Origin of the sequence: Oceanisphaera pacifica (genome assembly GCF_017498065.1) — a bacterium.
GTDB classification, from domain to species: domain Bacteria; phylum Pseudomonadota; class Gammaproteobacteria; order Enterobacterales; family Aeromonadaceae; genus Oceanimonas; species Oceanimonas pacifica.
This window is the reverse complement of the sequence record NZ_JAGDFX010000003.1, coordinates 40,149-52,023: the sequence shown is the minus strand read 5'-3', so window position 1 is coordinate 52,023 and position 11,875 is coordinate 40,149. Positions and strand designations below refer to the sequence as shown.

Sequence of the window (11,875 nt, the reverse complement as noted above, 5' to 3'; positions counted from 1 at the left end):
TAGCCGTCATCCTGAACTCGTTTCAGGATCTCGGTTTGTTCTTTAACTGACAGCTGATAGCTGACCGCTGACAGCTATGCCTTAGCGCTTGGCGCTAAGCATTGTATTCCACTACCCGGTTTCGGCCTTGTTCTTTGGCTTGATAGAGCGCCAGATCGGCTTTTTTAATCAAGTGTTCAAGCAGTTTATCGTCAGGCGTTAACATGGCAACGCCAATTGAGATGGTAATACTTGCAGTTTCGCCAGAAGGTAAGTTAATTTGTAGCTCTGCTACTTTTTGGCGCAAGCGCTCAGCAACCAAGGCCACTTGCTCGGGCGAGATCTCAGGAAGTAACACAATAAACTCTTCACCGCCAAAACGAGCAAAAACATCTAAGTCTCGTAGGCTGCTATGTACCGTACTGGCAAGTTGTTTAAGTACTGCATCACCGCCATCGTGCCCGTATGTATCATTTACTCGCTTAAAATGGTCGATATCAAACATCAGTATTGCAAGTGGATGCTGATAACGCAGGGCACGCTTAAGCTCTAAAGTGGCACCTTCATAAAAGTGTCGACGATTACTGATATTGGTGAGCGCATCAATATTGGCCAGTGTTTCTAGCTTTTTCTCTAACAGGATACGATCAGTAATATCAAACACACTGGTGCGCGCCACGGCAAAGTCGCCACTTTGATCATTTTGCGCCGTTGCTGAGCTAGACACATAAAAGGTAGCGCCATCTTTGCATTGCATTTCTAACACCACATTTTCTATCTGCTTTTCTGTTTTTAAAGCATCAAAAAACTCCTGAAAGCGCACTTGGCTATTAGGGGTTAAAAACGCAATAAATGGCTGACCCAAGACTTCTTCTCGCGTATAGCCCAGCCAATCAAGCTCAGTTTGATTAATACGAATAAAATGAGCGTTAGCATCTAAGCTATGATAGCCACAAGGCGCATTATCGTACAGATCACTCAACACCTCATTGAGCTCTTTTTGTTCACGCGAACGCGCTTGTTTTTGGTTCGTTATAATAGCCATTGCTAATGATGCTCCAGCCAGTAAACACAACACTAAAGCCACCAAGGCTTGCCCCAAGGGCTGGTATAAAAAAGAGCGAGACTGAATTAACTCATTCGGTATAAAAATGACCAGTTTCCAATCAGTATTAGCCACCGACTGCGACGCAAATAGTGGGTAATGATCAGCTTTAAAGTGTGCATGCTGAGAGCCAGAAAAGTTAAAAGGCTTGATACTCTGAAAGCGAAATAATCCTTTATCGGTAGCAATAATGCCAGAATCTGCCGCCGATATTTCAGACCAAACCTCTGGATACATGCGCGCAAAGGTATGCTCAGCACGCCCTAAATCCGCCCCCCATTCATTACTGCGCTCATGGTTACTTAGCCAATAACCCTTTGCGTCAATTAACATGCCTTGCTGATCAACTCGTCGAGACATTTGCCGACGAAAGCTTTTTAACATTCCCTCGGCAAGATAATTAAGCACAAGCACCCCTGCTCGTTCACCATTGCGGTCTAATATGGGGGTAGAAAAGCGCAGCATAGGTTTATGAGGCAGCTCAATTTGGCCATTTTCCATATTAAGGTCTAGGCGCGACACAAACAATTGGTTGTCAGCTAGCTCTTTTGCCTCAGTAAAGTAATAGCGTTGTGATTTATTTTGTAACTCAGATTGCGGAACTATGTTGCCCTTGCTGTCATTTAAATTAACTCGAACCAGTTCATAGCCGGAGTTATCTAGAAGCCGAATTTGATCAAAGCGGTGGAAGTTAGTGGAGACATTGCTGAAAAAGGTTTCTAGAGCAACACGCTGCTCTGCACGCCCGTGAGTAACATAATCTAATACTGGAGCCGCGTCTGCTATCATCGCAATTAAATGCACCTGTTCGTACATTTCTTTTTGGATCATCTGACTGGCGGCCACCACAGACGTCTCTTCATTAGCCAAAATTCTATCTTGTAACCCCTGATAGTACTGAGCGTAAATCGGATATGTCACTGCCAACACTAATGCAGACAACAGCGAAAACAGCAAGATAAATCGCGTCAATATCATTATTTATAACATTCTAAGTCAAGGTTAATAGTCAGCACAAAATAGACCCACTTACAAAAAATGAATCATCAGTAGGGCAAGAAATAATATTTAGTATAATAACACATGAAATCCATTGCACTAGCGCGATGAAAAAGTAATGAGTAGCAAAGTAAACAGGCTGGCAATGGCTAACATCACTAAATAGACTTTAAGATATTGCAGGTGGCGACGCCCCTTAAGGTGCACTAAGGTAAAGGCGGTTACCGCAATCCCTAAGGCTCCCAAGACACCGGCATAAGCCCAAAATAAGTGCACAGAGAGCCATTGTGCTCGCACACTTATATCTTGATAACGTAAATAACCAAAATCTTGCTCTGGCCGCCCGTAGTGAAACACCAGCAAAAGCACTATATATAATGCCCAGCCCCCTATCGTCATCACGATAAGCAATCGGCTAAACCAACCATGACGACGCTGTGCCATGCTAGCCCTCCTAGTACAACTTTTGCTTGAGTCCTGAGTTTACACGGGTAACATTAGTAGTCTTAATGCACTTATTATATCAGCATTTGCTGATTTTAGTTAACGCTGGAGAGCGATTTCACATGACCCACGCATCTGTAACTGATGTGCTGGCGGGTAAATTTCCCGTTGGTACCACCCTTACTGTTAAGGGATGGATTCGTACTCGCCGTGATTCTAAGGCGGGTATTTCGTTTTTGGCCATCCACGATGGTAGCTGCTTTAATTCGGTGCAGGCTGTGGTGCCCAATAGCGTCGAGAATTATCAGTCTGAGGTGACACGCTTAACCACCGGCTGTTCTGTTGAGGTTACCGGTACCGTAGACGCTTCTCAAGGCAAAGGTCAAAACTTTGAGCTACAAGCCACAAAGGTAAAAGTTATTGGTTGGGTAGAAGATCCCGACAGCTACCCCATGGCTGCTAAACGCCACTCTATTGAGTATTTGCGCGAATACGCACACCTGCGCCCACGCACCAATATGATGGGTGCCGTAACCCGTGTGCGTAACTGTTTAGCGCAAGCCATTCATCGCTTTTTTCACGAAAACGGCTATTCGTGGGTTGCTACACCGCTGATCACTGCATCGGACTGTGAAGGGGCCGGTGAAATGTTTCGCGTTTCAACGCTGGATCTCGAAAACTTGCCGCGTACCGAACAAGGTGCCGTTGATTTTAGTGAAGACTTTTTTGGTAAAGAAACCTTTTTAACGGTTTCTGGCCAGCTAAACGCAGAAGCCTATGCCTGTGCCATGAGCAAGGTGTATACCTTTGGCCCTACCTTTAGAGCCGAGAACTCCAATACCAGTCGTCACTTGGCCGAGTTTTGGATGGTAGAGCCAGAAGTGGCGTTTGCCGACCTAGATGATGTGGCTCATCTTGCCGAAGATATGCTGAAATATGTGTTTAACGCGGTGTTAACCGAGCGTATGGACGACATGGAGTTTTTTGCTCAGCGTATTGATAAAGAAGCCATTACTCGCTTGCAAGACTTTGTAAGCAAAGACTTTGCCCAAGTTGATTATACCGAGGCGGTTGAGATCTTAATTAACAGCGGTAAGAAGTTTGAGTTTGCTGTGGAATGGGGCATTGATTTGTCGTCTGAACACGAGCGCTACTTGGCTGAACAACATTTTAAAGCGCCCGTAGTGGTAAAAAACTACCCCAAAGACATTAAGTCTTTTTACATGAAGCTGAATGAAGACGGTAAAACCGTGGCCGCCATGGACGTGTTAGCGCCAGGCATTGGCGAGATTATTGGTGGCTCACAGCGTGAAGAAGTACTAGAAGTATTAGATGCTCGCATGGTGGAAATGGGCTTAAACCCAGAAGATTACGGTTGGTACCGTGATTTGCGCCGTTATGGCACTGTGCCGCACTCTGGCTTTGGTTTAGGCTTTGAGCGCTTAATTGCTTATGTAACTGGCATGGGCAACGTGCGCGATGTAATCCCCTTCCCTCGCACCCCACGCCACGCCGACTTTTAAGCGATACCTTTTATGTTCGCCTAAAAAGCAAAAACCCCGCCACTGCGGGGTTTTTTATTGTGCTGGCTTAGCAATTAAAATCGTCCCTAATCACCAACCCCTAATCACCAATCCCTGCTCTTATTCGCACGCCATAAGTTGCAATACAGATGAACATTTTGACCTTTGTCTAATTTTTTAAAAATATAGCTCTATATTATATAATTAACAGCATTATATGTTGGCCTTATGGCGTTTGTTATTGCATCATGCACTAATATAAATTCATTACAGTTTTTAGGGTTTATTATTTACCAGCTACACCTCAGGTTCTCCAACATCAAGGATACCGACCTATGAGTAACTCTACCCCCTCTTCTTCTCGCCGCCGCGAATGGCAAACTTTTTTGTTGCTGACCGTGGTGCTTATTCCGCTGCTTAGTGTAATGACAGTGGCCGGTTACGGTTTTATTGTGTGGTTTTTACAAATGATTTTTGGGCCACCAGGTCATGTTTCATAACAATAAAAATAAGCTCCTCTGAAACCTGATGCGAGAATCAAGATGCTAAATTTTATAAAAAAATTCTGGAACACCCTTAGACGCCCCTCCGTTCATATTAGTTTGGGCGTATTAACCATAGGTGGTTTTGTGGCTGGTGTAATTTTTTGGGGTGGTTTTAATACCGCACTAGAAGCTACTAATACCGAGCAGTTTTGTATTAGCTGCCACGAGATGGAAAATAACGTCTATCAAGAGCTGCAAGATACCATTCACTGGTCTAACCGCTCGGGCGTGCGTGCCACCTGTCCCGATTGCCATGTGCCCCATAACTGGACCGATAAAATTGCCCGTAAAATGCAAGCCAGTAAAGAAGTATGGGGTGCAGTATTTGGCACCATTGATACCCGAGAAAAATTTCTTGATAAACGCTTAGAGCTAGCACAGCACGAATGGGCGCGCTTTTCGGCTAATGGTTCTTTGGAGTGTCGAAACTGTCATGACTACAACAGTATGGACTGGGATGTCATGTCAGATAAGGCAAAACGCTTTATGAAGCCCGCCGCCGAGCGGGATCAAAGCTGTATCGATTGTCATAAAGGCATTGCCCACCAATTACCCGAGACCATGGTCTTTAAAGACCCAGCGCTGGATCAGTTAGAGCAACGTGCTAATGGCCTTAAAGTAGAAGATGGCGAACAATATTACGCCGTTAAAGCCGTCACTTTGTATCTAGATGAAGATCTGACCCAAGAAGCCGGAGAGCTAGAAGCGGCAGCCCCCGTCACTTTGCTTGCTCATAAGGGCGATAAAATACAGCTGGCAATTCCCTCATGGCGCAAAATGCGCGGCTTTGGTCGAGTTTGGTATGAGGACTTTGGTCAAAACATTCCCAATATGGTGCTAAACAAAGCCGTGGCACAAAACGAGCAGCGAGTAGAAGTGCTTAGCGAGGCCAAAGAAGATCCGCTAACAGGGTTGCCCTGGCAGCAGGTGAACATTGCGCTGTGGACAGAAGCAGGTGCCCTGCTGCCCGAGGCCGAAGATTTATGGAGCTATGCTCGCGATACCTATCGCAGTGGTTGTAGTGTGTGTCACTCACAGCCTGCTGAAGAGCATTTTGATGCCAACACTTGGCCAGGCATGTTTGCCGGTATGGTGGGCTTTACCAATATGGACGCCGACACCCAAGCCTTGGTACTCAAGTACTTGCAAAAACACTCTTCAGACTACGCCGATAGCGCGCACTAATATTAGGTTGATGAGGAAAAAATATGACTATTTCACGCAGACATTTTCTTAAAGGCATAGCCGCCACTTCAGCCGCCGCCTTAATTGGTCAAAGTTTATTAGTACGTGGCGCTCAGGCCGCCGTTTCTGCTGACGGCACCTGGCGCATGGCCGGCTCTCACTGGGGGGCGGTTAAAGCGTTAGTTAAAGGTGGCGTGGTCACCGAGATTAAGCCTTTTGAGCGTGATAAATATCCCACCGATATGATCAATGGCATTAAAGGGCTTATTTATAATCCTTCGCGTATTCGCTACCCCATGGCACGCCTAGACTGGCTAAAGAATCGCGAAAACAGTGACCGCAAACAACGTGGCGATAACCGCTTTGTGCGCTTAACTTGGGATGAAGCATTGGACTTGTTTCACGAAGAGCTAGAGCGGATACAAACCACCTACGGCCCCTCTGGTTTATATGCCGGTGCCACAGGTTGGCGCCAAACCGGGCAATTTCACAGCTGCGGCAGCCACATGCAGCGGGCAGTGAATTTGCACGGCAACTTTGTTAACAAGGTCGGGGATTACTCAACTGGGGCTGGCCAAGTTATTTTGCCTTATGTCATGGGCTCAACCGAGGTGTATGACCAAGGTACCTCTTGGCCTTTGATCTTAGAAAATACCGATACCATTATTTTATGGGCCAACGACCTGTATAAAAACTTACAGGTGGGCTGGAACTGTGAAACTCACGACTCTTATGCCTATTTAGCGCAGTTAAAAGACAAAATTGCCGATGGCAGTATTAAGGTGATCAGTGTTGATCCGGTGAAGAGCAAAACGCAGGATTATTTACAGTGCGAACAGCAATACATTAATCCACAAAGTGATGTGGCCTTTATGCTGGCATTAGCCCACACCTTGTACAGTGAAGACTTGCACGATAAAGACTTCCTTAATACCTACACCCTAGGCTTTGAACCCTTTATTGACTATGTACTGGGTAAAGGCGACGACGGCATTGAGAAAACTCCAGAGTGGGCAGCCAAAATCAGCGGCGTGGACGCTGAGCGTATTCGTGAGTTTGCCCGCCTAATGGCCGCGGGTCGTACTCAACTTATTTTTGGTTGGGCAATTCAGCGCCAGCAACACGGTGAGCAGCCTTATTGGGCAGGAGCCGTATTGGCGGCAATGCTGGGCCAAATTGGCCTGCCCGGTGGCGGTATTAGTTATGCCCACCACTACAGTGGTATTGGCATTCCGCCCACTGGCGCCAGTGTGCCGGGCGGTTTTCCACGAAACCTAGATCCGGGCAAGGTGCCTGAGCACCCAAGCACCGATTTTAAAGGAGCCAGCCGTATTATTCCGGTTGCCCGCTGGATTGACTGTATTTTAGAACCCGGTGGCAAACTGCAATATAACGGCAGTGAAGTGACCTACCCCGATATTAAAATGTCTATATTTAGTGGTTGTAATCCTTGGCACCATCACCAAGATCATAACCGCATGAAACGGGCTTTTTATGAGCTAGAAACTGTGGTCACCATAGATTATTCGTGGAACGCCACTTGTCGTTTTTCTGATCTGGTACTGCCCGCCTGTACGCAGTTTGAGCGTAACGATATAGATGTGTATGGCGGTTATTCGAAAACCGGCATTTTGGCGATGCACAAGTTAGTGGATCCTTTGTTTCATTCGCGCACCGACTTCGATATTTTCACCGACTTGTCGCGCCGTTATGGCCGTCATAAAGAATACACGCAAAATAAAGATGAGTTTCAGTGGTTAAAAGAGCTGTATAACGACTGTAAAAAAGCCAATGAAGACAAATACCCCATGCCCGAATTTGAACAATTCTGGGAAGGCGGTTATGTGCACTTTGGCGAAGGTAAAAACTGGGTGCGTCACGCAAGCTTTAGAGAAGATCCAGAAGTGAATGCCGTGGGCACGCCCTCTGGCTTTATTGAAATTAGCAGCCGGAAAATTGGCAGCTATGGCTATGACGACTGCCAGCAGCACCCCATTTGGATGGAAAAAGCCGAGCGCTCTCATGGCGGCCCTGGCTCAGATAAACACCCCCTATGGTTACAATCGGTGCACCCCGATAAACGCTTGCATTCGCAAATGTGTGAGTCGGATGAATACCGTGCCACTTATGCGGTACAAGGCCGAGAGCCGGTGTTTTTAAGCCCTGAAGACGCAAAAGCACGCGGCATTAATGATGGCGATTTAGTGCGGGTATTTAACGACCGAGGCCAGTTATTAGCCGGTGCTGTGGTATCCGATAACTTTCCGGCTGGGGTTATTCGTATTCAAGAAGGCGCTTGGTATGGCCCAACCGATGCCAGTATTGGCGCGCTAGATACCTATGGCGACCCAAATACGTTAACACTCGATGTGGGCACATCACGCTTAGCCCAAGCGCCCAGCGCCAATACCTGTTTAGTGGATATAGAAGTCTTTACCGGCACCGTACCTGAAGTCACCTCATTTGGTGGCCCAACCGTGGTGAATACTTAAAGGCAGCCGTAAGCTGCAAGCTGTCAGCTAAAGATAAACACCACTGAATTTGAATGTGAGTCATGCAAAGCGGGATGGTTTATCTTTTGTAGGGTCCAATTCATTGGACCAAACTGACTGGCAGCTGCAAGCTGTCAGCTAAAGATAAACACTACTGAATTTGACTGTGGGTCATGCAAAGCGGGATGGTTTATCTTTTGTAGGGTCCAATTCATTGGACCAAGCTGATGGCTGACGGCTGACCTAAATCCATCGATAATTAATCGAGGTAAATAATGTCCATAAATAATGTGGCAGACACAGGCCTGCCAACTCATGCACTCCCCAAACTCAACCCCGAGCAACAGCTGGTGGCTGAGTATTATCAGCACCAAGCATTATTGTGCCAGTGGTTTGCAACCTTACTGGCAGCAGAGCTAAACGAAACGACACTACAAGCCTATATGAAAGGCGATGCAGCCCCCTTATTGGACGGCTTGGCCTCAATCGATGAGCTCAGCGAGTCGGTAACAGCGGTGCAAAATGCTATTAATGGCCTGAGTGCGCTCGCGCAACCGCGCCTTGAGTTGGCCGCTGATTTTGCTAGTCTTTTTTTAAGCGACGCTCGCCATAGTCCGGCTCCGTATGCTTCGTTATATTTAGATGACGGCCGCTTTAATGGCCCAAGTTTTCAACGCATGCAAGCACGCTTAACTGCGGCCGGTTATGGTGTTGATGCCGACTTTCAGGAGCCTGCAGATCATGTGGCGATAATGCTTGATTACCTAGCAGAAAGTTATCGGCGCCTCGCGCTCGACCCCACCCCAGAAGCAGAAGCCAACTTGGCCTTGTTTGTAAAAGAGGAGCTCGCCAGCTGGCTACCTGAGCTGGCGAGCCGAGCACAAAAAATTGAGACCGCCAGCGCGTTTTACCCCACTTTATTAACCTTAATAGCCGCGTACTTTTACTCTTAGGCAAATGGTAGTCTAGCGCTACAGTTAAACCACAGGGCCGTGTTTTTTAACATGCGGTTACGCGCAGGTGCTTTGTAATTCTGCCGTCATGTCAATTGCCGCCATAGGCTTAGCTAATAAATAGCCTTGCCCCAGCTCACAGCCAAGCTGTTGTAACTGCAGTTGCTGTTCTTTTAATTCAACCCCTTCTGCCGTCACTTTCATCTCTAGACTCGCCGCCAAGGCGATAATGGTTTTGACAAGACTCAAGGCCTTAGGATCTGTGGTCATGTCGGCCACAAATGATTTATCTATTTTCAGCTTATTCAGCGGTAATTGTCGCAGATGGCTAAAAGAGGAGTAACCGGTACCAAAATCATCGAGTGCAATTTCAACCCCCAGTTTGCGTAGCTGCTCGAGTGTTGCAATAGAACCTTTCGTATCCCACAAACTGGTATCTTCGGTAATTTCAAGCACCAAGCTAGAGGCAGATAGCGCAGTGGCGCGCAATACGTTATGTACTGTACTGGCTAACTCACCGTCCATAAATATACTGGGGCTAATATTTACGTTCACTTTTAAACCAGAAAAGCCGGCTTGATGCCAGTCACTTAGCTGCCGACTGGCAGTAAGTAGTACCCATTCATTTAATTTGTGTGCCAGCCCATGATGCTCCGCCACCGCGATAATTTCTAGCGGATGAATCACGCCGTGCTCCGATGAGTGCCAACGCAATAATGCTTCTACTGATTCTATCGCCCCGCCCTCAAGCTCATATATAGGTTGGTAATAGAGCACCAGTTGATCCTGCTCTATGGCACCTTGCAGGGCTAGGGCTAACTTTTGTTTGCGTAATCGCCGTTCATCCATGCCCATCTCATAACACTGCACCATGACAGTACTACTGTGCTTAGCATAATACATGGCAGTATCTGCATGGCTGAGTAATTCAGATACCCCTGTGCCTTGCTCAGGATAAACACTGGTGCCAATACAGGCTTGTGGCGATAAATTGCCGGCGGGTAATGGTACATCTCGTATTAATGACTGCCAAAGCTGGGTTGCCATGGGCTTAGGGTCTTCACCCAACGACAAGGGCTGGATCACCACAAACTCATCCCCACCTAGCCGTGCAGCATGGCCGTGAACTTTCACACATTCTTGTAGACGTTGTGCCACCACAGTGAGTAATTTATCACCCACCTCATGGCCCAAGCTGTCATTAATGGCTTTAAAACCATTAAGATCAATCATGTGAACTGCCAGCCCTGCATTGCGTTTATCTGCGTCGCGCAATGCTTTATTAATCAGCTGGTAAAAGTACATACGATTAGGCAAGCGGGTTAATATATCATGATAGGCCAAATAGCGATTGCGGCGATTTTCTCTTAGCAATAGCAGCATCATTAAGCCACCGCTAAGCAAGAGTCCGATAAGATACACACTAGAACGCAGTCTAATATCTTGAATAATATCAAGCTGTTGCCACGCATTGGTTCCAGAAAAACTATCGACGTTTATCTCGCGAGCCAATTTACGAAAGTGCGATAGCTCTTGGCGTAATGCCATGACTTGTGCTCTTTGTTTGGCCTTATTGCCTGCACTGTCACTAGTGCCCAAAGCATAAATTCGACTTTCCCAACGCGCTAGCTGTATTGAGAGGCTTTCAAGAATAGGTAAGACCCCGGGCTGTTCACGCACCGGTCGACTCTCTTCGCCTTGTAACAAGGTATTAATACGGCTCCACAATAACTCAAAGTGTAACTGTACAAATTCTTCATCAGCCGTCTCTGCTGCTAATGCGGTAAGGGCATGATCAAACTTAAGCACTTCCATTTCTAGCTCTGAGCTGGTCCAACCCACGGCTTTAATGGTGGCAGACACATACCGCACTACCTCTAAATCCCGATAATAGCTATACATTGAACTTGCGCTAAACAAAAGCGCAATAATCATTAATATCGGTAGTTTAAAGGTGTTCACGATATCTCACATCTAAAAGTTTAAGCTGCCAAATAAGTAGCTCATGATATTGCTTTTTATTGAGTTGCTTCAACTCAGATAAAGGCAGCATTAACCAAATTGGCCCTTTATCTCGTATTTTCATTGGCTTGCCATTCTGATGTGTTGCAAGCAACAGCTGATCCAGCTCAGGGCGACTCAGATCCATCTCATGATAATACTCATTGAGTGCCACCGCCCTCACTTTATGATGCTTAGCCCCTACTCGCTGTAACAAATCTTGCAGCAAGACTCCCCGAAAATGCACTTTTCCCTCAGTCCAAGGCGTTTCTGTACTAAATTCATGCTGTGCCAAGGTGCTGAGCATTGCCATATCAAACTCTGCTTTATCGGCTTTATGATTACCAAGTGGGCCGCTCTGATTGGTCACAGCAATATTACCGGTCACGGTTAATATCACCCGCCCCTGCGCCTCCGGTAAAGGTTCCGGTGTTGCCGCCCAAGCAGCACTACTACTAAGAAATAGAGTGAGTGCCGCTACCCAATAAGACCTACCAGTGTTTTTAATGATGCTATGGCGCATACTTGCCCCTTTTCTATCGCGCGCTCTGAAACTGTTACACACCGCGTTCATTGTTCCAGATTAACACATGTAATGGCCGTGCAAACGAGCGCAAGGGTACCAGTCGGGCATTTCATTAACGGATGG

The 11,875-nt window shown here is 46.8% G+C and carries 9 protein-coding genes; 5 read left to right on the top strand and 4 right to left on the bottom strand.

Annotated features, from left to right (window positions below):
* Positions 1-94: 94 nt before the first annotated feature.
* Together J3U76_RS02960 and J3U76_RS02955 are read right to left on the bottom strand one after the other, a co-directional pair.
* On the bottom strand, positions 95-2,062 hold the full coding sequence (locus J3U76_RS02960) for a sensor domain-containing diguanylate cyclase (RefSeq protein ID WP_208004224.1): 1,968 nt from the start codon (positions 2,060-2,062) through the stop codon (positions 95-97).
* 120 nt (positions 2,063-2,182) lie between these two features.
* Positions 2,183-2,527: a hypothetical protein gene (locus J3U76_RS02955; RefSeq protein ID WP_208004217.1), complete on the bottom strand. Its 345-nt coding sequence runs from the start codon at positions 2,525-2,527 to the stop codon at positions 2,183-2,185.
* A 122-nt stretch (positions 2,528-2,649) separates the two neighbouring features.
* Between J3U76_RS02955 and asnS the strand changes: the two genes are divergently transcribed.
* The 5 genes from asnS (at position 2,650) to torD (ending at position 9,225) form a co-directional block, all read left to right on the top strand.
* Entirely contained in the window at positions 2,650-4,050 is a 1,401-nt protein-coding gene (gene asnS, locus J3U76_RS02950; RefSeq protein WP_208004215.1) for an asparagine--tRNA ligase, read from the top strand.
* 335 nt (positions 4,051-4,385) lie between these two features.
* Positions 4,386-4,550, top strand: coding sequence for a periplasmic nitrate reductase, NapE protein (napE, locus tag J3U76_RS02945; RefSeq protein WP_208004208.1), 165 nt, complete (start codon positions 4,386-4,388; stop codon positions 4,548-4,550).
* 42 nt (positions 4,551-4,592) lie between these two features.
* Positions 4,593-5,780 (top strand): pentaheme c-type cytochrome TorC, encoded by a 1,188-nt coding sequence (gene torC / locus J3U76_RS02940; RefSeq protein ID WP_243454024.1) that lies wholly within the window; start codon positions 4,593-4,595, stop codon positions 5,778-5,780.
* Between the two features lie 23 nt (positions 5,781-5,803).
* Positions 5,804-8,272 carry a trimethylamine-N-oxide reductase TorA gene (gene torA / locus J3U76_RS02935; RefSeq protein WP_208004198.1) on the top strand — a complete coding sequence of 823 codons (2,469 nt, stop codon included), beginning with the start codon at positions 5,804-5,806 and terminating at the stop codon, positions 8,270-8,272.
* Positions 8,273-8,547: 275 nt separating this feature from the next.
* Positions 8,548-9,225 carry a molecular chaperone TorD gene (gene torD, locus J3U76_RS02930; protein WP_208004196.1) on the top strand — a complete coding sequence of 226 codons (678 nt, stop codon included), beginning with the start codon at positions 8,548-8,550 and terminating at the stop codon, positions 9,223-9,225.
* 57 nt (positions 9,226-9,282) lie between these two features.
* Here torD and J3U76_RS02925 read toward each other — a convergent pair whose 3' ends face one another.
* Both J3U76_RS02925 and J3U76_RS02920 read right to left on the bottom strand, forming a co-directional pair.
* The gene (locus J3U76_RS02925) at positions 9,283-11,187 is read right to left on the bottom strand and encodes a putative bifunctional diguanylate cyclase/phosphodiesterase (protein ID WP_341534292.1); all 1,905 of its coding nucleotides are present in this window, start codon (positions 11,185-11,187) and stop codon (positions 9,283-9,285) included.
* The gene (locus tag J3U76_RS02920) at positions 11,174-11,749 is read right to left on the bottom strand and encodes a putative pterin-binding protein (RefSeq protein ID WP_208004194.1); all 576 of its coding nucleotides are present in this window, start codon (positions 11,747-11,749) and stop codon (positions 11,174-11,176) included. The genes J3U76_RS02925 and J3U76_RS02920 overlap by 14 nt, the downstream gene beginning before the upstream one ends.
* Between the last annotated feature and the right edge of the window lie 126 nt (positions 11,750-11,875).